The following is a 20904-nucleotide window of genomic DNA, read 5'->3' as shown; positions in this document are numbered from 1 at the left end:
GAAAGATCGACAGGATCAGCCGGGAGATCATCATCGAAGGACCGCTCGACGCGGCGCAGCGGCAAAAGCTCCGGGAGATTGCCGACAAGTGCCCGGTGCACCGGACCCTGCATTCGGAAATCTTGATCGAGACGGAGATGGTCGAGAGCGTGTGACGGTGGTTTGAGCAGAGGGGTGGGGTGTGCCGCTTTGCAGGCGGCGGCCCGCATCTGAGGCGTGCCCCCGGACTCGAAGCGTGGTCCCGGCGAGATGGGCAGGATCCTAGCGTATTAAGGCATGTGTCACCTTAATTCCTAGCGTATTAAGGCGTGAGTCACCTTAATTCATGTCACCTTAATTCATCTCAAATATATACTTACGTTCATTATTTGCTCCAATATTTTGAAAATTCATACATTCGAACAAATATATATAACATTATCGAAATAGCATAAAAATAAAAAAGAGAAGCAATTATTACTTTATAATGACTTTTTATTTTTTTACTACCAATACATAACACAGTAATTTTATGAAATGCCCACGACATTATTAAAACAAACAGAAAAACAGAAATATATAGAAAATCAACGCCCACTAAATCTGTATATCTTGGCAGATAAATTGCCCCAAAAGTAATGGATTGTATCGCCTTACTAAGGATAATATAAACATCAAATCTAATAATATCAAAAAAGCAAATTAATGGAATAAAAACAAAATACCACACAGAAATACTTCTTCTTAGGAATATTTTTCTTCCTATTATTGTGTTGTCTGGGTTTAGTTGGTTCATCGTTCCCACATCCCTTCGCTCGCATAGCGCAGCACCGGCTGCAGCACATATTCCAGCACCCGTCTCTCTCCCGTCAGACGGTCCCCGTCCGGCACGATCTGCATCAGTGGCGCGCCGGGCTGGACAGTGCCGCCGAGCGTATGCACCGAGAGTCCGGTGACCTCCCCCGCCACCGGGGCCGCGTGGGTCAGGCGGCCGACCCGGTTACCGGTTTTCCGGTAACGCCCCATTCATCAGGCTCCGGCGCTGTTTCGACGCGAGGAATATTAGGCGGTGCGGTTCTGTCTGTCTTCAGCGAACAGCGAGGATGAGGGACGGAAATCAGGAGGCCGGGACATGGCGTCCCGTCTCGCCACTGCCATTTCGGATATAATCCGGCCTCGGGATGGAGGTCGGCGCTCTGCGATCACCCGGGTCCCGGCTCGCCGGCCGGGATGGTGGCGGGGAGAGGCGGCGGGCCTCAGTCGTCGTAGGAAATCAGGGAGGTGAAGGGGATGTCGAGCCGGTCGCGGCCCTTCAGGAAGGCGAGTTCCATGATGCTGGCGGCGCCGGTGACCTCGCCGCCGACCTTGCGGATCAGCTCGATGGCCGCGGCCAGGGTGCCGCCGGTGGCCAGCAGGTCATCCAGGATGACAACGCGCTGGCCCGGCTCGATGGCGCCGTCCTGCACCTCGATCGTGTCGCTGCCATATTCCAGATCGTAGGTATAGGGAATGGTCTTGCCGGGCAGCTTGCCCTGCTTGCGGACCATGTGGAAGCCGAGGCCGAGTTCCAGGGCCAGCGGGGCGGCGACCAGGAAGCCGCGGGATTCGATGCCGGCCAGCACGTCGGGCTTGTAGCCGTCGACGATTGTCTTCAGCCGGTCCACCGTCGCCTTCCAGGCGGCCGGGTGGGCGAGCAGGGTCGATACATCGTAGAACAGGATGCCCGGTTTCGGAAAATCCGGCACTTCGCGGATATGTTTCTTCAGGTCCATGCTCGGTTTCCAGAGTCCTCTGTTAAGCAGCGGCCTTGATAGGTGAGAGTTGCGATAAATTCCACTATCTTATGAAATGGTCGCGTTTTCAGGCGCATGCGGCGTGCCCGGAAACAATCGATATGCCGACCGGTGGGTGCCGGTGTCTTTGGGCTTGGGGGAGAAAAAGACGTGGCGGCTGCAGCCGAAACTTCGCTTTCGATCACGGAAGCCGGCGGCGAACTCAGGGTCGGCATTGCCGGGCCGCTGACCGTGCAGTCCGTTGCCCGGCTCGACCGGGAGTTCCGGCAGGCCGCGAAAGCATCCCCGCGCCAGGTGGTGATCGATGCCGTCGAGGTCAGCGCGCTGGACAGTGCCGGGGCCTGGGTTCTGCGCCGCACCTCCGAGGCCTTCACCCGGCGCGGCATCGAGGTCCGGCTGGACGGCTTGCCGGAGGAATTCTCCGCCCTGCTGGAAAAGGCCTTTGTTCCCGACCCGGACCTGGCGATCGACGAGAACCGGCCGAATCCGCTGATCCTGATCGCCGCGCGGGCCGGGAAGGCGATGTTCGACATGGTGCATGTCGGGCGCGACCTGTTCGGGTTCTTCGGGCTGACCATCGTCTCGCTGCTGGCGCTGCTGACCGGACGGGCACGGCTGCGTTTCGTCGCCCTGGTCAGCCAGCTTGAATATGTCGGGCTGAATGCGGTCGGCATCGTCGCGCTGCTCTGTTTCCTGGTCGGCGTGGTGCTGGCCTATATGGGCTCGCTCCAGCTCGAGCGCTTCGGCGCCGCGATCCTGACCGTGAACCTGGTCGGCGTCTCGGTGCTGCGCGAGATCGGCGTGCTGCTGACGGCGATCATTGTCGCCGGCCGGTCCGGCAGCGCCTTCACCGCCCAGATCGGCACCATGAAGGTGAACCAGGAAGTGGATGCGCTGGAGACGCTCGGGCTGTCGCCGGTGGACGTGCTGGTGATCCCGCGCCTGATCGCCCTGTTCATCGCCCTGCCGATCCTGGTCTTCATCGGCGATATCGCCGGGCTTGCCGGGGGGGCGATGATCGCGGTGCTGAAGCTCGACCTGACGATCCAGCAGTTCCTGACCCAGCTCAAGGGCGCGGTCGATTTCTGGGATTTCGGTACCGGCATGCTGAAGGCGCCGGTCTTCGCCTATGTCATCGCCGTGGTCGGCTGCCATCAGGGCCTGAAGGTGTCGGGCAGCGCCGAAAGCGTCGGATTCCGCACCACCAAGGCGGTGGTGGAATCCATCTTCATCGTGATCGTGCTGGATGCGCTGTTCGCGATCTTCTTTGCCGAAGTCGGGATCTGATCATGGTGGCGATGGCGGACGAGACATTCACGAGCGATGCGGCGGACAGCCCCGCCATTCGTCTGCGCGGCATCCGCAACGCGTTCGGCACCCAGGTGGTGCATGACAATCTCGATCTCGATGTCCGGCGCGGCGAGGTGCTGGGGGTGGTCGGCGGGTCCGGTACGGGCAAGTCGGTGCTGCTCAGGACCATCATCGGGTTGCAGGTCCCGGCGGCGGGAGAGATCGAGCTGCTGGGCGAGAGGATCGACACCGGGCACGGCGAGATGCCGACGCGCAAGCTGCAGGGCCGGTTCGGCATGATGTTCCAGGACGGCGCGCTGTTCAGCTCGCTCACCGTGGCGCAGAACATCATGGCGCCGATGCGGGAGCGCGGCGGTATCCCGAAGCAGTTGATGCGGGAGCTGGCGCTGCTGAAGATCAACATGGTCGGCCTGCCGCCGAACGCGGCGGACAAGTTCCCCTCCCAGCTATCGGGGGGCATGCGCAAGAGGGCCAGCCTCGCCCGGGCGCTGGCGCTCGACCCGCAGGTGGTCTTTCTGGACGAGCCGACGGCCGGGCTGGACCCGATCGGCGCCTCCAACTTCGATCAGCTGATCCGGGACCTGCAAAGCAGCCTTCGCCTGACCGTGGTCATGGTCACCCACGATCTGGACAGCCTGGTGGCGATCTGCGACCGGATCGCGGTGCTGCTCGACAGGCAGGTGACGGTGGGGACGATGCAGGAACTGGTTGCGAACCCGCACCCCTGGATACAGGAATATTTTCACGGGCCCCGCGCGCGGGCCGCTTTCGAAGCCCCGGGCCTCGCGCGCTAGGGGAGGGAGACGGAACTGCCATGGAAACACGCGCAAGCTATGTCGTCGTCGGCCTGTTCGTTTTCGCGATGGTCGCGGCCGGAATGGGATTTGTCGTCTGGCTCGGAAAGGTGGAGCTGGACCGGGACGTGGCTATCTACGAGGTCACGTTCGAGGAGCAGGTGACCGGTCTCTCGGTCGGCAGTCCGGTCCGCTACCGGGGCATCCCGGTCGGGCAGGTGACCGATATCGCCATCGATCCGGACAATATCGAGATCATCCGGGTCCGGATCGAGCTCGACAGCAAGGTGCCGATCAAGCAGGACGTCTATGCCATCCTTGAAAGCCAGGGCCTGACGGGCGTCGGCTACATCCAGCTGTCCGGCGGCTCCAGGGACGCTCCGCTGCTGACGGCGCGGCCGGGCGACGAGGTGCCGGTTCTGGAATCCCGGTCGTCGGTGCTGCAGGAAGTGGCCCAGGCGGCGCCCGAAATCGCCTCCCAGCTTGTCGTCCTGGTGAACCGCGCCAACCAGCTCATGAGCGATACCAACAGGGCGGCGATCCAGAACACGCTGAAGAATCTCGAGAGCGTTTCGGCAATTCTTGCTAACCGCAGTACCGAGATCGAGGAAATCATCCAGAATGCACACAAGACGATGCTGGTGCTGGACCAGACTGTCAGCCAGGTCAGCGGCGACATCGCGGTGATGAGCGAGGAGATTTCTCAGACCATGGCGACGACGCGGGGGACTGTCTCCGCGGTGGATGCCGAGATCGCCGTGGTGTCGGCCGATCTGCGCGATACCCTGGCGAAAGTGGGCATGGTCTCGAGCGAAGCGGCAAGCCTGATTTCAGAGAACCGGGAGTCGGTCAATGATTTCGCGGAAACGGGGCTGTACGAGTTGACGGAGTTTCTCGTTGAAGGGCGGCAGCTGATGAGCGATCTCGACAGGCTGGTGCGGCAGGTCGAAGCGGATCCGGCACGAATTCTCTTCGGCAACAGGCAAAAAGGTGTGGAGACAGACTAATGAGCGATCAGAACGCCCCGTCCCTGAGCCGCCGCCGGCTGCTCCTTCTCGCCGGAACGGCCCTCCCGGTCGCGGCGGTTTCCGCCTGCGGCGTCATCCCGACCCCGCAGCCGCCCTCTCAGCTCTATCGCCTGTCGCCGAAAAGCACGTTCGAGGAGGGTATTCCGACTGTTCCCCTGCAGCTCGGCATTGAGCCGCCGCTCGCGCCTGCCGGTCTGAATTCCTCGCAGATCGCGGTGATGCGGGGCGAGTTGACGATGGATTATTTTGCCCGGGCCAAATGGGTCGATACGGCGCCCTCCATGGTCTATCGGCTGCTGGTCGAGTCCTTCGAGAATTCGGGAAAAATTGTCGGTGTCGGCCGCAGTGGCGTCGGCCTGCGCAGCGACTATGAACTGCAGACCGAGCTGCGCGAGTTCCAGGCGGAATATCTCGGCGGCGCCACCGTCCCGAAAATCAGGGTCCGGATCAATTGCAAGCTGGTCAAGATTCCGCAACGGATCATCGTTGCCTCGCACTCGTTCGAGGCCATGCGGGAGGCGCCGGACAACCGCATGCACAATATCGTGAAATCGTTCGATCTGGCGCTCGGTAACGTGATGAAGAAGATTGTCGGCTGGACCCTGAAGAGTGTTGCGGAGCTCTGATCCGGCGGTCAGGCCCGGGCGCCAGGCTGCTTGACCGGGCGCGGCGTGCGGGCGCAGTCTCGACGGGATATGTGCAACCATCGTCCCAATCGAAAGTTATCGGCATGACCCACGTCTTTCATCGCAGTGCGGTTGCCTCCTATCCCGTCGCGGCAAGCGGGGAGGGGGTCTACATAACGGACGCGGACGGCAAGAAATATCTCGATGCCTGCGGCGGGGCCGCGGTGTCCTGCCTCGGCCACAGCGACAAACGGGTGGTCGATGCCATCAAGGCCCAGCTCGACGCCATTCCGTTTTCCCATACCAGTTTCTTCTCGAACGAGCCGATGGAGCGCCTGGCAGACTATCTGGTCGCCCGGGCGCCCGGCGATCTCGACCGGGTCTATTTCGTCTCCGGCGGCTCCGAGGCGATCGAGGCCGCGCTGAAGATGGCGCGTCAATATTTCGTCGAAATCGGTCAGCCCGAGCGGCACAAGATCATCGCCCGCAAGCAGAGCTATCACGGCAACACGCTTGGCGCCCTTGCGGTCGGCGGCAACGAATGGCGGCGCGAACAGTTTCGCCCGCTGCTGATCGACGCCACCCATGTCTCGCCCTGCTACCCCTATCGCGGCCGGCAGGATGACGAGAGCGAGGAGGACTACGGCCAGCGGGTTGCGGACGAGCTGGATGCGGCCATCCGCGCGCACGGTCCGGAAACCGTTGCCGCTTTCGTCTGCGAGCCGGTTGTGGGCGCCACGCTCGGTGCGGTCCCGCCGGTCCCGGGCTATCTGCAGCGGATCCGGGAGATTTGCGACACCCATGGTGTCCTGCTGATCTTCGATGAGGTGATGTGCGGCATGGGCCGGACCGGTTATCTGTTTGCCTGCGAGGAGGACGGCGTTGCGCCGGATCTCCTGACCGTGGCCAAGGGACTGGGGGCGGGCTATCAGCCGATCGGGGCGACGCTGGTCTCAAAGAAGATCTTCTCGGCGATCCGTGACGGCAGCGGCTTCTTCCAGCACGGCCATACCTATATGGGCCATCCCGCGGCCTGTGCCGGTGCGCTCGCCGTGCAGCAGGTGATCGAAGAGGACGGGTTGCTCGAGAAGGTCCGCACCATGGGCGGAAAGCTGCGGGCTGCTCTGGAAGAACGTTTCGGCAATCATCACCATGTCGGCGAGATCCGCGGCCGCGGGCTGTTCATCGGCATCGAGCTTGTCGAGGAGCGGTCCAGCAAGACTCCGTTCGATCCGGCCCGGAAGGTTCATGCCAAGGTGAAGGCCGGCGCCATGGCGCGCGGCCTGATGTGCTACCCGATGGGCGGCACGATCGACGGGCGGGTCGGCGACCATGTCCTGCTGGCACCGCCCTTCATCATCGACGAGAACCATGTTGCGGAAATTGTCGAGAAGCTGGCCGGCGCAATTGACGAGGCGGTCTCCGCCCGCTGACGCCTAATCAGATATGTCGTTTGTCGGTCAGGACCGGAACAGGCCGAGCAGCGCCTGCGGGCTGCGGTTGGCGATGCCGAGCGAGAGCTGGCTCAGCTGACCGCGGACCTGGTCTGCCTGCAATCGTGCGGCTTCCCGTCCGAGATCGGCATCCACGATATTTCCGAGCCCTTCCTCGGTCGCGTCCGCGATCCCCTGCAGCTGATCGTTCTGCGACGTGATGCGGCGGGAGCTGGCGCCAAGGTCCCCGAGCGAGGAATTCAGGGCGGACTGGAAGGCGGAGAATTCATTGCTCAGAACAGAGGCGGGATCGCTGAAATCGGCGGCGGCCAGCGTTGCCAGGCTGTCCGCGACCGTGCCCTGACCCGAAACGGACAGCACGTCGCCGTCAGCGTTTTGCAGGGTGTTCAGGTCCCCGGCGCCGGATTCCAGCAAATTCGTTCCGTTGAAACTGCTGTTGTCGACGAAGCCCTGCGCCTGTCCGAGAAGCGCGTCCAGATCATTCCGGAGCAGGCCCTGCTGCTCGCCGGTCAGCGCCGGGTTGGAAAGCTCGACCAGCTTGCCCCGGATATCGGTCGTCAAATCGGAAATCGCGGTCGCGCCGGCGGTGGCAACCTTCACCGCGCCCGACGTCTGGTTCAGGCCCTGCTGCACCGCTGCATTGGCACTGAGCTCACCGCGGATGCTCTGGGCGATGGCGAACAGGGACGCCTGATCCAGCGCGCCCGAGACCTTCTGCCCCGTGGAGATGCGGTTCTCGGTTCTGCTCTGGTCGAGACGCGAGGCGTTCAGATTCCGGAGCGCGGAAAAAGCGCCGACATTCGTATTGATCGAACTGCTGATAGCCATGGCTGCGCGCCCTTTTATGGTGCCGACGACATACCCGCCTGGCGCCCGTACTCTTCAGAGCCGTAATTATAGCATTATTTTGACCCGTTGTAAGGCGCGGCAGGTTTGCTCCTCGCGGGGGCGTGACACCAATCATCCAGCTTGTCCCCGCCGAGAGCCGCATGGTCCGTTCTCGGAAGACCCGGCCGGGTGTTTGGATCTCTGCGAACGGAAGAAGAAGTTCCGGAAATCCCGCAATGGCAAGAGGCACTTCGATTGCACCCTGCTGTCGCGCAAATCGATGTAATTTCTTCGATATAAAGCTATCCGGATCCTTCCTGTTTTCGACAAAAAGCAGGCGCGGGCCGGAGTCTTTGCGCGAATCGAGGCTTAGCAAACGAGTGGCTTGTCAGTGTTTCGGTTATGTTTTGTTAAGAAAAATCTGTGATAACTTTAAAATGTGTCGGTCATTGTCTCATTTTCATTGTTCTTCGCTTCCTCAACCTGAGGTGCTCCGATCGGCGAAAATTGTGTGATTTGTGGTACTTGGAGCGATGTGTTCCGACATAGCATTGAGGATTCTGATTGTTTCTGCTATTGTCGACTTCACTTGATGATTGTGGGGAAAGTCTCGTGAGTGTTTCACGAGGCCGATCTCTGGGCGGGAATTGAACATTGGCCGTTTGGGAACAAGCAGAAGACAGTGCGGCGGAAGTGCTTCTCCGGTCGATCATTCGAGTGGTCGCGACGGTATCGCTTGTCGTCATTCTGGTTGGCCCGGTATTTGTTGGCGGGTGGATGGCGAATGCCTATATCGTCTACCGCACATCCGCCGACACATTGCAGCTTCCGGTAATTGAAAAGCAGATCCCGTCGCCGGCAGAACTGATCAATGCGGCAATCGCGGACCGGCCGGTCCCGCACGATTAAGCCTTGCGGCAGCGAACAACGTTTTCCAGAAAATAGACCGCGGCTGAGACCGCTTTCTGCATGTTTGCCTCAACCGTGTGGCCGGAGGCTTTCCGCGGTGCAAGGTCATGATTGCCGTCCGGGATCCACTCCACGGTGACTGCGTCCGACAGTCGGTAGGCCGTGACGTCTTCCCTGGTGCCGAAAGGGTCACGTTCTCCCTGCAGGATGAGGGTCTGGCAGGCAATCTTTTCCAGATGTTCGGTGCGGAGCCGGTCCGGTTTTCCGGGCGGGTGGAACGGATACCCGAGGCAGATTACGCCATCGACGCCGGATTCATCGGCAACGAGGCTTGCCATGCGCCCGCCCATGGATTTTCCGCCGACGACGAGGGCACCGCTCCCTGCCGCCGCTGCGATGACAGCGCGCCATGTATCGAGAAGCACCGGCTGCCGGTCCGGCGGCCGTTTGCTGCCGCCATGGCGTCGGCCTGCCATATAGGGAAATTCGAAGCGCAGGACGCGGAAGCCGGCGGCCGCGATACCCTCTGCAACCCGGTTCATGAAGGCCGTGTCCATCGGTGCGCCGGCGCCATGGGCCAGAATGAAACAGGCCGGCGCATCCGCCGGCCCGTCTATCAGAAACTCGGGCGCCGTCATTCGCGCCGCATCGTCAGATGTTGGAGAAGAAATCGTTGCCCTTGTCGTCCGTGACGATAAAGGCCGGAAAATCCTCCACCTCGATCCGCCAGATCGCCTCCATGCCGAGTTCGGGATATTCCTCGACCTCGACACTCTTGATGCTTTCCAGGGCCAGCTTGGCCGCGGCGCCGCCGACCGAGCCGAGATAGAAACCGCCGTGCTTCTTGCAGGCTTCCCGGACCTGGGGCGAGCGGTTGCCCTTCGCCAGCATGACGAAGCTGCCGCCGGCGGCCATGAAGGGATCGACATAGGAATCCATCCGGCCGGCCGTGGTCGGCCCGAACGATCCGGAAGCATAACCCTCGGGCTTTTTTGCCGGGCCGGCATAGTAGATCGGATGGTTCTTCACGTAATCCGGCAGGCCCTTGCCGGAATCCAGCCGTTCCTTGAGCTTCGCATGGGCAATGTCGCGGGCGACGATGATGGGCCCGGAGAGCGAGACCCGGGTCTTGATCGGGTACTGGCTGAGTGTCTTCCGGATCTCGTCCATCGGCTGGTTCAGGTCGATCTTCACGACGTCGCCCTCGAACTCGCTCGGATCGATGTCGGGCAGGAACTTTGCCGGATCCGTTTCCAGCCGCTCCATGAAGATTCCGTCTTTGGTAATCTTGGCGAATGCCTGACGGTCGGCGGAACAGGAGACCCCGATGCCGACGGGCAGGGAGGCGCCGTGCCGCGGCAGCCGGATCACGCGGATGTCGTGGCAGTAATATTTGCCGCCGAACTGCGCGCCGATGCCCATTTCCTGGGTCATCTTCAGCACCTTCTGCTCCATCTCCACATCACGGAAGGCATGGCCGGACTCGCTGCCGCCGGTCGGCAGCCCGTCGAGATACTTCGTGGAGGCCAGCTTCACCGTCTTCATGTTGAACTCGGCAGAGGTGCCGCCGATCACGATGGCAAGGTGATAGGGCGGGCAGGCCGCTGTGCCCAGGGTGCGGATCTTGGTGTCGAGGAACTTCATCAGCGCATCCGGGTTGAGGATCGCCTTGGTTTCCTGGAACAGGAAGCTCTTGTTGGCCGATCCGCCACCCTTCTGGCAGAACATGAACTTGTAGGCATCGCCTTCGGTGGCATAGAGCTCGATCTGCGCCGGCAGGTTGTTGGCCGTGTTCTTCTCGGTGAACATGTCCAGCGGGGCCATCTGGCTGTAGCGCAGATTGTGCTTGGTGTAGATATTGTAGACGCCCTTCGCGATGGCTTTCTCTTCGTTGAAGCCGGTGAAGACGTTCTGGCCCTTCTTGCCCATGACGATGGCGGTGCCGGTATCCTGGCACATCGGCAGTACACCGCCGGCGGAGATCCCCGCATTCTTCAGGAACTCATAGGCGACGAACTTGTCGTTGCTGGTCGCCTCGTCGTCCTCGAGAATATTGCGGAGCTGCTGCAGATGCGCCGGGCGCAGCAGGTGGGAGATGTCCCGGAAAGCCTGCTCCGTCAGCATGGTGAAGCCTTCGGGCTCGATCGTCAGGATGTCCTGGCCCCGGAATGTGTCTACGCCGACAAAGTCACCGGTGAGCTTGCGGTACTCGGTCGTGTCCTCCGCCAGCGGGAACATTTCGGTAAAATCGAAATCGGCCATGAGGGAGGGTCTCCAGTATAGATCTTAAGCCAGAAGGCAGAACTGCCTCCGTCGAAATGTGTCCGGTCTTTTCCGCTCAGCGGCCGCCCGACTTATTTCTTTTTGCGGAAATTATCGAGCGAGACGACCTGGCCCATTGCCGCACCATCGTCGTCGCCTTCTGGAACCGGCTCTTCGGTTCCGTCCTCGGACGCGTCGACCTGGTCTGCTTCGCTGAGCTCGCCATCCTCCAGTGTCTGGAACTGGAGACCGAACTTCACGGAGGGGTCGGCGAAACCTGTGATCGCGGCCAGCGGAATCACCAGTCTCTCGCGAACATCGTTGAAACTGAGCGAAACGCCGAAGAACTCCTCCTCGATTTCCAGGTCCCAGAACTGGAACTGGAGCACGATGGTCATTTCGTCCGCGTATTTTTCAAGCAGGTAGGGGGGGATAGAGACCCCTTCGCCCCTGGTCTTGAAGGTGATGTAGAAATGGTGGTTTCCGGGGAGGCCGTGCTGGGCGGCCTGCTTCAGCGCGCGCCGGACAACGCCGCGCAGCGCCTCATCCACCATCATGTCGTATTGGAAAGGTTCTTCCAAAATTTCCCCCGGTATTCGTCCGTCAGCATACTCGCAATCTAGCGGGACGCTTCTGTTGCCAGGTGCGCCCCAAACCCCGCCTAAAGGTGCGAACCCTTAGGACTTAATTGAAGACACCAGACTGCTTACGCAGCGAGGCGTGCTTCCGCATAGTTGTCGTTTGCAACTACTATAATGGCCCGATATCGGCGGAACCATGCCGAGCGAAAGTTCTGTCTTTACTACACGCGTCGATCCTATTTCGCCCCCAATGAGCCGGTCGGGAGACCGGAGATCTTTGGTGGAGGCGCCGGGTACCGCCCCCGGGTCCGCAATGCCTATTCCACAGTCCGTTTATCGCCGTAGTCGGTTGCCCGACAGGCTGAATATAGGCGCTTGTGGTCTCAGGAAAAAGAGGAGAGTTGGTAAGAATCTAGGCAGTTACCGTTTCCCGAGATGCCTCAATGCGAGCGCCCGCGCCCGTTCGACGGGATATTTCCAGTCGCCAAGCTGCCGCTGTGCGATGCGCCGGGTTGCTCCCAGGAAAAAATCTTGCTCCTCCAGAAGCGGCACCCAGCCGGGAAAAGACAGCAATTCCAACGTCGTCGTGCCTACCGCTCCCGCCAGTGCGGCGGTGGCGTTACCGACCGACAGCACGAGATCGAGCGAGGCCTCGAGAGCGGCGAGAGAGTCCAGGTCGTCCCGCAAATCAAGCTCGTCGAGGTGCAGGATCTCGCGGCCAATCGTTTCTGACATTTCTTTCACACTCTCTGCAGCCGTGCCGTATTGCAGTGAAACCAGGCATATGTCGGGGAGATTCAGCAGCTGCCGCCATGAGTCGAGGGGAGGATAGTTGGCCGCCCGCCCGAATTGTTTGGCACCGCTTGCCCAGGACAGGCCGACGAGGTGCCGGTCGCCCGCGGTCGCGCGCAGCGTGCTGCCGATTCTGTCTTGCAATGGCTTCGAGGTCGTCAGGAATCCGTCAGTATGTCCGAGTGGAATCTGCCCGCGGGTGAGCATCAGCGGCAGGCTGCCGATTTCGATGTAACAGTCGGGACCATCATCTTTCGGCAGCCAGCCGTAGGAATAATGCCCGCGGCCGCTCCGCTTCACCCTGGAAAAGGCGTGGAACGTCACGCTGGGCATCGACCGTCGGTAGAGCGGGAGCAATCGTGGATCGCATTCGACTGTCAGGGACCCCGCGTTTTCCGCCAGTATCGGGAGCATGGCGCCGAGCCTGATTTCATCGCCGAGCCCCTGTTCGCTTACCACCAGAAGATGCCGGTCCGCCGCTGCCATACCGTCCCAACGTGGCAGGGACAGGGTGCGGATCGGAGAATCGGGTAGTGCCGGGTCGAGCCGGGCCTCGAAATGCTTCCAACCTTCTTCGAGCAGACCCTGACTCAGCAGATGAACGGCATAGTTCAACTCCAGACTGGGGACGCCGGGGGTTTTTTCCAGAGCAAGGCGATACAGCCGCTCCGCTGCATCGAACGACCTTTCATGACTGAGGATCTCGGCGAGGTTACCAAGAGCGTCGGCGCTGGGAGCGATCGCGGTTGCCGCAGCGAAGGGCCTTGACAAGCCATCAAACATACCGGACTTCAGCCGGATCTCGCCGAGTGCTGTATAGGGAGAGGCCTGCCCCGGATGCCGCACAGAGAACCGGCGCAGCACGGTTTCCGCATCCCGGGTTCGACCCAGTTCGGCAAGACTGAAGGCCAGACCGACGGCGGCTTCCGGCATGTCGGGAACGGCGTTGTGGAGATTGCCGAAGAGCGGGACGGCCCGGTCGGCGGCCGCGGAAAGCCGGTAGGCGGTGGCCAGTGTGTAGGCAATCAGGACATCGGTCGGCGCCGCCGCGAGCGCATGTTCAAGGCGGGACCGCGCTTCGTTCCACTTTCCCGTGGCCATCAGCTGCCGGCAGTCGGCCAGAAGGGAGTCGCGGCTTTCCGGCATGGCGGCTGTCCCGGTCCGGTTTCGATGCGAGCGGATTTGGACGCAAAAGTGCGAACGGAATCAGGCTTCTGTCAATTGCCAATGCCATGAGGTCCTGCAATCGCTTGCGTTCAAAACGCCCCGGTTCAAAATACAGGGATCACTCAAGCGGCGGAACGGGACTGTTTTTCCATGCGGCAATATCTGGATCTGATGGCGAAGGTGCTGGAGGAAGGCGCCGACAAGACCGACCGGACCGGCACCGGGACACGGTCGGTTTTCGGCCATCAGATGCGCTTCGATCTGTCCCGGGGATTCCCGGTTCTGACGACGAAGAAGCTGCATCTGAAATCCATCATCCATGAGCTGCTCTGGTTCCTCGCTGGAGACACGAACATCGCCTATCTGCAGCAGAACGGCGTCCGGATCTGGAATGAGTGGGCGGACGAGAATGGCGATCTCGGGCCGGTCTACGGCCATCAGTGGCGCTCCTGGCCGGACAAGGATGGCGGCACCATCGACCAGATCCGGAATCTGCTCGACGATATCCGGGAGCGGCCGGATTCCCGGCGCCTGATCGTTACCGCCTGGAACCCGGCGGACGTGCCGCGGATGGCGCTGCCGCCCTGCCATTGCCTGTTCCAGTTCTATGTCGCGGACGGAAAACTCTCCTGCCAGCTTTACCAGCGCAGTGCCGATATCTTCCTCGGCGTGCCGTTCAACATCGCCTCCTACGCGTTGCTTACTCTCATGGTCGCGCAGGTCACCGGCCTGCAGCCCGGCGACTTTGTCCATTCCCTCGGCGACGCCCATCTCTACCGGAACCATTTCGAGCAGGCGCGTGAGCAGTTGCAGCGCCTGCCGGGCCGCTTGCCGAGCATGCGTATCAATCCGGAGGTCACCGACCTGTTCGCGTTCCGCTTCGAGGATTTCGAGCTTACCGGCTACGAGGCCGCGCCGCATATCGCCGCGCCGGTCGCGGTCTAGCCATGAGCATTGAGGACAAGGTGGTGCAGTTCCCGGTTCCGGTGATCGTCGTGGCAGTTTCGGATAACGGGGTGATCGGCGATGGCGAGACCATGCCCTGGCATTTGCCGGCTGATCTGAAGCGGATGAAACGGATCACCATGGGCAAGCCGCTGGTGATGGGCCGCAAGACCTACCAGTCGATCGGCCGGCCGCTGCCCGGCCGGACCAACATCGTCGTGACCCGCGATCGCGGCTTCAAGGTCGAGGGCGTCGAGATCGCGCATGACCTTGACGAGGCGCTGGACCTTGCCCGCCGTGTGGCGCTGACGGACGGTGTCGACGAGATCATCGTCTTTGGCGGCGCCGAGATCTATCGCCAGGCCTTCGACAAGGTCCAGCGCATTCATCTGACCGAAATCCATGTCGACGCCGAGGGGCAGACCCGCTTTCCGGATTACGAGAAGGACGAGTGGAAAGAGACGGAACGGGAGGATCTTCCGGCTGACGGCGATGCACCCGCGCACAGTTTTGTCACCCTGGAGCGAATCTGAGTGATGAACGATCATGTGGTGAGCTTGCGGCCGATGCAGGCCGGCGATGCGAACCCTGTGCTGGCGATTTACCAGGCCGGGATTGATACCGGTCATGCCACTTTCGAGGCCCAGGCGCCGGACTGGCCCACCTTCGATGCGAAGTATCTGCCCGACTGCCGGCTGGTTGCTGTAGCCGGCGATGCCGTTGCAGGCTGGGTCGGGCTGACACCGGTCTCAAGCCGGGCGGTCTATCGCGGCGTGGCGGAGCACAGCATCTATATCGCGCCGGAGGCGCGCGGCATGGGCATTGGCCGGACCTTGCTGGCGGCGCTTGTCGCACAGTCGGAGCAGGCCGGCTTCTGGACCCTGCAGACCAGCATCTTTCCGGAGAACGAGGCCAGTATCCGGCTACATGCGGATTACGGTTTCCGGGTGGTCGGCAAACGGGAGCGGATTGCACAGATGACTTATGGCCCGATGGCCGGGCAATGGCGTGACACCACCATCATGGAGCGGCGCAGCGCCATTGCCGGTCAGGACTAGTTGAAGACGATGTTCGGCGCCGCCCGGCGGCCGCTGTTGGCATCGCTTCCGATTTTTTCCCAGATTTTCGCCGCGATGCCCTTGTAGGCAACGGAATGCGGGCTGTCCGGTGCGGAGACCACGATCGGGTTGCCGGCGTCCGAGGTCTCGCGGATATCCATGTGCAACGGCACTTCGCCGAGGAAATCGACACCGATCCGTTCCGCTTCGTCGCGGGCGCCGCCATGGCCGAAGATGTCGGACCTCTCACCGCAGCTCGGGCAGAGGAAATAGCTCATGTTCTCGATGATGCCGAGCACCGGCACGTCGACCTTGCGGAACATGTTCAGGCCCTTGCGGGCATCCAGCAGGGCAATGTCCTGCGGCGTTGAGACGATGACGGCGCCGGCCAGCGGCACGCGCTGCGACATGGTGAGCTGGGCGTCGCCGGTGCCCGGCGGCATGTCGACGACGAGCACGTCGAGCTCGCCCCAGAGCACGTCGCGCAACATCTGCTCAAGCGCGCTCATCACCATCGGGCCGCGCCAGATGGTCGGGGTGTCTTCCGGTACCAGGAAGCCGATCGACATGCATTTGACGCCGAACCGCTCCAACGGCTTCAGGGTCTTGCCATCCTCGGTGGTCGGGCGGCCGGAAATGCCCATCATGCGGGGCAGGGAGGGCCCGTAAATATCCGCGTCTAGGATGCCGACGGTCAGCCCGGAGGCCTTCAGCGCCAGGGCGAGGTTGATGGCGGTGGTGGATTTGCCGACGCCACCCTTGCCGGAGGCGACGGCGATGATCGATTTGATTCCGGGCACCAGGGTCTTTTGCGTGTTCTGGGCCGGCCGGGCCTGCGGGCCGCCGGCGGGAGCCTGCGGTTTCGGTTGCGCAGGCTGCGATGCCTGCTGTCCCTGTCCGCCCGGGCGGTGTGCCGTCAGTACGGCGGTCACCGAAAGGACACCGGGCACCGTGTCCACGGCCTTCTCGGCGGCCTGGCGCAGCGGTTCCAGCTGCGGGCCGCGCTGCGGGTCGACCTCGATGGCGAAACCGACATTGCCGTCTTTCACGACAAGGCCGCTCACCATGCCGAGAGAGACGATATCCTGCCCCTTGTCGGGGTCTTCTACAGCTTTCAGGGCTGTCAGGATCTGTTCTTCGGTTACCCGTGCCATGCTTGAAATCTCCGGCGTTTGGCCAATATGCGGATGCAGCGTACTTTTGTGCAAATGCAGATATACGCTTCCCCTATTCCTTTGCAACAGGGGGGGCATCTGCTAAGAGCGTCAACACGCTTTATGACGAGGGGAAACATTCATGCCTTGGAGTAATCAAGGTGGCGGCGGCGGTCCATGGGGCGGCGGCGGTGGTAACGGGTCTGGCGGCGGCGGCGGTGGCAAGTCGCCATGGGGCGGCCGGGGGCCGGGTGGCGGCGGTCAGCAACCGCCGGATATCGACGAGGTAATTCGCCAGGGACAGGCACGCCTGAAGCGTCTGCTGCCGAGCGGAATGGGCGGCCCGACGGGCATCACGCTGATCGTAGTTGGCCTTCTTGCTCTCTGGCTGTTTTCCGGCCTCTATCGGGTGCAGCCGAACCAGCAGGGAATCGAACTTGTTTTTGGCCGGTTCACGGGTGTTCCGACCGAACCTGGCCTGCATTGGAATTATCCGTCTCCGATCGGATCGGTCATCAAGCCCGACGTGACTCGGGAAAACAGGGTCGAAGTCGGTTATCGCAGTTCCGGTGACGGTTCCGGCCGGAGTTCGGTGACGCGCGACGTTCCCGAAGAGAGCCAGATGATCACCGGCGATGAAAATATCGTCGATATCGATTTCGTCGTGTTCTGGCGGATTGCCGATGCCGGCGACTTCCTGTTCAATCTTCAGGATCCCGCCGAAACCGTGAAAATGGCGGCGGAATCGGCCATGCGCGATGCCATCGGCAAGCGGCCGATCCAGGTCGCCCTGACCGAAGGGCGTCAGCTGATCGAAAGCACGGTGCAGGAAGATCTGCAGAGCCTGCTGACCGAATATGGCGCCGGTGTCTCCGTGCGGCAGGTTCAGCTGCTGGCGGTGGATCCGCCGAAGCAGGTGATCGATGCCTTCAACGAAGTGCAGCGTGCCCGTCAGGACAAGGACCGGCTGAAGAACGAAGCCGAGACGTTCCGTAATGACGTGGTTCCGCGGGCTCGTGGTGAAGCGGCACAGATGATCGAAGAGGCGGATGCTTTCCGTCAGGAAGTCACCAACCGCGCCATCGGTGACGCGGACCGTTTCGAGTCGGTCTACAAGGCCTATTCGGCTGCCAAGGAGGTCACCCAGAAGCGTATCTATCTGGAGACCATGGAAGAGGTTCTCGGGAACGTGAACAAGATCATCATCGACAGTGGGTCCGGTGATGGAAACGGCGTGATCCCGTATCTGCCGTTGCCGGAAGTTCAGAAACAGATCGAGAAGAACCGCAGCTCGACGGGAGCCACACAATGAACAGGGGACTCGCCGTTTTGGGCGTCTTGGTGCTGATCGCCGGGTTCGTCGCCTACTCAATGCTCTTCGTGGTGCCACAGGTTCAGCAGGCCATCGTCCTGCAGTTCGGTGCGCCGATGCAAGCGCTCAAGGATCCGGGCCTGAAGGTCAAGATGCCATGGCAGAACGTGGTCTATTACGACAAGCGCGTGCTTGACCTCGATCCGCCGAAGCAGCAGGTCATCCTGTCGGACCAGAAGCGTCTCGACGTGGACTCCTACGCCCGTTTCAAGATCGTCGACCCGCTGCTGTTCTTCCAGACCGTGAAGGACGAAATGGGTGCCCGGTCCCGGCTCAGCCCGATCATCAATTCCGCGCTGCGCCGTGTGCTCGGTAACGAAACACTGCTCAGCATCCTGTCGGACCAGCGGATTTCGATCATGGCCAGCATTCGCCAGCAGGCGAATGACGGTGCCCGTCCGCTCGGCATGGAGTTGGTCGAGGTGCGAATTCGCCGTGCGGATTATCCGGAAGAGACCAGCCTCAACATTTACAACCGGATGAAGTCCGAGCGTGAACGCGAGGCCAAGGAATTCCGGGCGCAGGGTCAGGAAGAAGCGCAGAAGATCCGCGCCGATGCCGACAAGCAGCGCGTGGTGATTGTCGCCGAGGCCAAGAAGCAGGCTGAAATGCTGCGTGGTCAGGGCGATGCGGAAGCGATCCGTATTTATGCGGAAGCTTTCGGCAAGGATCCGGAATTCTTTGCTTTCTACAGGTCAATGCAGGCCTATCGGAAAGCGATGACCGGCGGCGATACGACGATGGTGCTGTCTCCGGACAGTGACTTCTTCAAATATTTCAAAGACATCGACGGCGCGACGGCTCCGCAATAGCGGGGCCGACACGTTTCGGAAACAGACGAGGGCAGTGCCGTGACGGATTTCCTGACGGCGCTCGCCCTCGTTTTTTTTATCGAGGGCTGTCTCTACGCCCTGATGCCGGGCCGAATGAAGGCGATGATGCGGATGGCGCTTGAACTGGATGAGACCGTGCTGCGCCGCGCCGGTCTGATTGCCATGTTCATCGGCTTCGCGCTTGCCTGGCTCCTGCGGGCCGCCTGACGCGCCTGCCGCCTTGCCATGCGAAGCCGTACCCGGATTTGCCGCAATTCAGACACAGTTGCACCATCTGCATCACATTGCCGCCACACCCGGTCGGTATATCTGTCAATATCGGGAGGCAGCGTTGAAAGCCGTTCGATCGTCCCTACCTTGAATGCATGTTTCAAAGGGGCGAAAACATTCACCTCTGCTGACGGGCCGCCGGGTCCGCCGCTTCCGGGCCGGGAAAGGTCCCGATGCCCGAAAAGGATACAAGTTGTGCCAAGGAGCGTTGAAATCATGACAGGCGTCCCCTCAAAAACCTCCAGTTCGATGATTGGGGCCGCGAGAAGCGGATTTGTGGCCGGTTTTATGGCTATAGCCCTGCTCGTGCCGGTGTTGATTCCGGTAAATCCGGCAATTGCCAGGGCTGCGCCGGAGAGCTTTGCCGACCTGGCCGAGAAACTGTTGCCGGCAGTGGTCAATATTTCCACGACCCAGACCATCACGGCGTCGAGCGAAGAGCGCGCATTGCCGCCCGGCACACCGTTCGAGGAGTTCTTCAAGGAATTCGAGGACCGCATGCGTCCAAACGGCGAGCCGCGCTCCCGCCGGGCGCAGTCTCTCGGTTCCGGCTTCATCACGGACAAGGCCGGATATGTCATCACCAACAATCACGTGATCCGCGATGCCGATGAAATCGTGATCCGGATGCAGGACGATACGGAGTTCGAGGCGACGTTGGTCGGCACCGACCCGAAAACCGACATCGCGCTGCTGAAATTCGATCCCCGCGATGTCGATCTGCCGGTCGTGAAGTTCGGGGATTCCGACAAGATGCGGGTCGGTGACTGGGTCGTTGCGATCGGCAATCCGTTCGGTCTCGGCGGAACGGTGACTGCGGGTATCGTTTCCGCCCGGGGCCGCGATATCGGGCAGGGTCCGTATGATGATTTCATCCAGACCGATGCGGCTATCAACAAGGGCAATTCTGGCGGCCCGCTGTTCAATCTCGAGGGTGAGGTGATCGGTGTGAACACCGTGATCTTCTCCCAGTCCGGCGGTTCCGTCGGTATCGGTTTCGCCGTGTCGTCGGCACTGGCAGATCCTGTGGTCAAGCAGCTGCGCGAGTTCGGCCGAACCCGCCGCGGCTGGCTCGGCGTGCGGATTCAGGAAGTGACGGACGAAGTCGCCGAAAGCCTGTCCCTTGACAGCGCCCGCGGTGCCCTGGTCGCCCATGTCAATGACAAGGGGCCGGCCAAGTCGGCAGGCATCCGCGCCGGTGACGTGATTTTGAAATTCAACAAACGTGATGTCGGCTCCATGCGCGAGCTGCCGAAGATCGTCGCCCAGACGCCGATCGGCAAGGACGTGCCGGTGGAACTCTGGCGCGGCGGGAAGCTGGTGAAGGTGACCGCGAATATCGGTGAGCTCGAGGAGGCAGAGAAGAACGCCCTGCTGACCAGCGGTGGCGCCCAGCCGATGCCGGCCGAGCCGGACCGGGTCGAAAGTCTTGGTCTTGAATTGTCTGCGATCAGCGACGATCTAAAAGGTAAGTACTCTCTTGCCGACGATGCCAAAGGTGTTGTTGTCACGGACGTCGATCAAAACGGCCCGGCAGCCCGCGATCTTCGGCCCGGAGACGTCATCGTCGAGGTACAGCAAACACCCGTGACCTCGCCGGAGAATGTCCAGAAAGGCATTGCAACAGCGAAGGACGCAGGAAAGAAGTCGGTTCTGCTCACCGTGAATCGCGGTGGTGAAATGAGGTTTGTCGCACTCCGCATTTCGGAGGGCTAATTCTCCCCCGCCCCCCCAGGCAGCCCTAGCGG

General features: G+C 61.4%; 21 protein-coding genes and 1 other RNA gene. 13 read left to right on the top strand and 9 right to left on the bottom strand.

The window, feature by feature from the left end; all coding sequences use genetic code 11:
* Positions 1-771: 771 nt before the first annotated feature.
* Positions 772-1005, bottom strand: a complete 234-nt coding sequence (locus RH950_RS16025; protein ID WP_350058524.1) for an HlyD family efflux transporter periplasmic adaptor subunit — start codon at positions 1003-1005, stop codon at positions 772-774.
* A 230-nt stretch (positions 1006-1235) separates the two neighbouring features.
* Entirely contained in the window at positions 1236-1751 is a 516-nt protein-coding gene (locus RH950_RS16020) for an adenine phosphoribosyltransferase (protein ID WP_350058522.1), read from the bottom strand.
* A gap of 171 nt (positions 1752-1922) precedes the next feature.
* Here RH950_RS16020 and RH950_RS16015 point away from each other — a divergent pair, with 171 nt between their 5' ends.
* From RH950_RS16015 to RH950_RS15995, 5 genes are all read left to right on the top strand, one after another.
* On the top strand, positions 1923-3059 hold the full coding sequence (locus RH950_RS16015) for an MlaE family lipid ABC transporter permease subunit (RefSeq protein WP_350058520.1): 1137 nt from the start codon (positions 1923-1925) through the stop codon (positions 3057-3059).
* Between the two features lie 2 nt (positions 3060-3061).
* Positions 3062-3877 carry an ABC transporter ATP-binding protein gene (locus tag RH950_RS16010; protein WP_350058518.1) on the top strand — a complete coding sequence of 272 codons (816 nt, stop codon included), beginning with the start codon at positions 3062-3064 and terminating at the stop codon, positions 3875-3877.
* Positions 3878-3897: 20 nt separating this feature from the next.
* The gene (locus tag RH950_RS16005; protein ID WP_350058516.1) at positions 3898-4884 is read left to right on the top strand and encodes an MlaD family protein; all 987 of its coding nucleotides are present in this window, start codon (positions 3898-3900) and stop codon (positions 4882-4884) included.
* Entirely contained in the window at positions 4884-5531 is a 648-nt protein-coding gene (locus RH950_RS16000; RefSeq protein ID WP_350058514.1) for an ABC-type transport auxiliary lipoprotein family protein, read from the top strand. The genes RH950_RS16005 and RH950_RS16000 overlap by 1 nt, the downstream gene beginning before the upstream one ends.
* A gap of 104 nt (positions 5532-5635) precedes the next feature.
* Positions 5636-6964: an aspartate aminotransferase family protein gene (locus RH950_RS15995; protein ID WP_350058512.1), complete on the top strand. Its 1329-nt coding sequence runs from the start codon at positions 5636-5638 to the stop codon at positions 6962-6964.
* A 27-nt stretch (positions 6965-6991) separates the two neighbouring features.
* Here RH950_RS15995 and RH950_RS15990 read toward each other — a convergent pair whose 3' ends face one another.
* Complete coding sequence (locus RH950_RS15990; protein ID WP_350058510.1) at positions 6992-7813, bottom strand: flagellin; 822 nt, start codon at positions 7811-7813, stop codon at positions 6992-6994.
* Positions 7814-8467: 654 nt separating this feature from the next.
* On the opposite strand from RH950_RS15990, the gene RH950_RS15985 reads away from it, so the two are divergent.
* Complete coding sequence (locus RH950_RS15985; protein WP_350058508.1) at positions 8468-8722, top strand: hypothetical protein; 255 nt, start codon at positions 8468-8470, stop codon at positions 8720-8722.
* Here RH950_RS15985 and RH950_RS15980 read toward each other — a convergent pair.
* The 5 genes from RH950_RS15980 to RH950_RS15960 all read right to left on the bottom strand — a co-directional run bounded on the left by RH950_RS15980 (position 8719) and on the right by RH950_RS15960 (position 13503).
* Positions 8719-9360, bottom strand: a complete 642-nt coding sequence (locus RH950_RS15980) for an alpha/beta family hydrolase (RefSeq protein ID WP_350058506.1) — start codon at positions 9358-9360, stop codon at positions 8719-8721. The two genes, RH950_RS15985 and RH950_RS15980, sit on opposite strands and share 4 nt — an antisense overlap.
* A gap of 13 nt (positions 9361-9373) precedes the next feature.
* Positions 9374-10984: a fumarate hydratase gene (locus RH950_RS15975; protein ID WP_350058504.1), complete on the bottom strand. Its 1611-nt coding sequence runs from the start codon at positions 10982-10984 to the stop codon at positions 9374-9376.
* Between the two features lie 92 nt (positions 10985-11076).
* Entirely contained in the window at positions 11077-11565 is a 489-nt protein-coding gene (locus RH950_RS15970) for an SspB family protein (protein ID WP_350058502.1), read from the bottom strand.
* A 40-nt stretch (positions 11566-11605) separates the two neighbouring features.
* Positions 11606-11962: a transfer-messenger RNA gene (gene ssrA, locus RH950_RS15965) on the bottom strand.
* Positions 11963-11985: 23 nt separating this feature from the next.
* Entirely contained in the window at positions 11986-13503 is a 1518-nt protein-coding gene (locus RH950_RS15960) for a tetratricopeptide repeat protein (protein WP_350058500.1), read from the bottom strand.
* A 171-nt stretch (positions 13504-13674) separates the two neighbouring features.
* Between RH950_RS15960 and RH950_RS15955 the strand changes: the two genes are divergently transcribed.
* Genes RH950_RS15955 through RH950_RS15945 form a run of 3 tightly spaced genes read left to right on the top strand, consistent with a single transcriptional unit; the run spans position 13675 to position 15527 of the window.
* On the top strand, positions 13675-14469 hold the full coding sequence (locus tag RH950_RS15955; RefSeq protein ID WP_350058498.1) for a thymidylate synthase: 795 nt from the start codon (positions 13675-13677) through the stop codon (positions 14467-14469).
* Positions 14470-14471: 2 nt separating this feature from the next.
* Positions 14472-15002, top strand: coding sequence for a dihydrofolate reductase (locus RH950_RS15950; RefSeq protein WP_350058496.1), 531 nt, complete (start codon positions 14472-14474; stop codon positions 15000-15002).
* A 3-nt stretch (positions 15003-15005) separates the two neighbouring features.
* Positions 15006-15527 carry a GNAT family N-acetyltransferase gene (locus RH950_RS15945; protein ID WP_350058548.1) on the top strand — a complete coding sequence of 174 codons (522 nt, stop codon included), beginning with the start codon at positions 15006-15008 and terminating at the stop codon, positions 15525-15527.
* Here the strand turns inward: RH950_RS15945 and apbC are convergent.
* Positions 15524-16681, bottom strand: coding sequence for an iron-sulfur cluster carrier protein ApbC (gene apbC, locus RH950_RS15940; protein ID WP_350058494.1), 1158 nt, complete (start codon positions 16679-16681; stop codon positions 15524-15526). The two genes, RH950_RS15945 and apbC, sit on opposite strands and share 4 nt — an antisense overlap.
* Before the next feature lie 142 nt (positions 16682-16823).
* Between apbC and hflK the strand changes: the two genes are divergently transcribed.
* The 4 genes from hflK (at position 16824) to RH950_RS15920 (ending at position 20872) form a co-directional block, all read left to right on the top strand.
* Positions 16824-17993, top strand: coding sequence for an FtsH protease activity modulator HflK (gene hflK, locus RH950_RS15935; protein ID WP_350058492.1), 1170 nt, complete (start codon positions 16824-16826; stop codon positions 17991-17993).
* Positions 17990-18865, top strand: coding sequence for a protease modulator HflC (gene hflC / locus RH950_RS15930; RefSeq protein WP_350058490.1), 876 nt, complete (start codon positions 17990-17992; stop codon positions 18863-18865). Before hflK ends, hflC begins: the two co-directional genes overlap by 4 nt.
* A 39-nt stretch (positions 18866-18904) precedes the next feature.
* Positions 18905-19093, top strand: coding sequence for a DUF2065 domain-containing protein (locus tag RH950_RS15925; RefSeq protein ID WP_350058488.1), 189 nt, complete (start codon positions 18905-18907; stop codon positions 19091-19093).
* 351 nt (positions 19094-19444) lie between these two features.
* Positions 19445-20872, top strand: coding sequence for a DegQ family serine endoprotease (locus RH950_RS15920; protein ID WP_350058486.1), 1428 nt, complete (start codon positions 19445-19447; stop codon positions 20870-20872).
* Positions 20873-20904 lie beyond the last annotated feature (32 nt).

Source organism: Nisaea sp. (assembly GCF_040217065.1).
Taxonomy (GTDB): Bacteria; Pseudomonadota; Alphaproteobacteria; order Thalassobaculales; family Thalassobaculaceae; genus Nisaea.
This window is presented reverse-complemented; position numbering and strand designations above follow the sequence as displayed.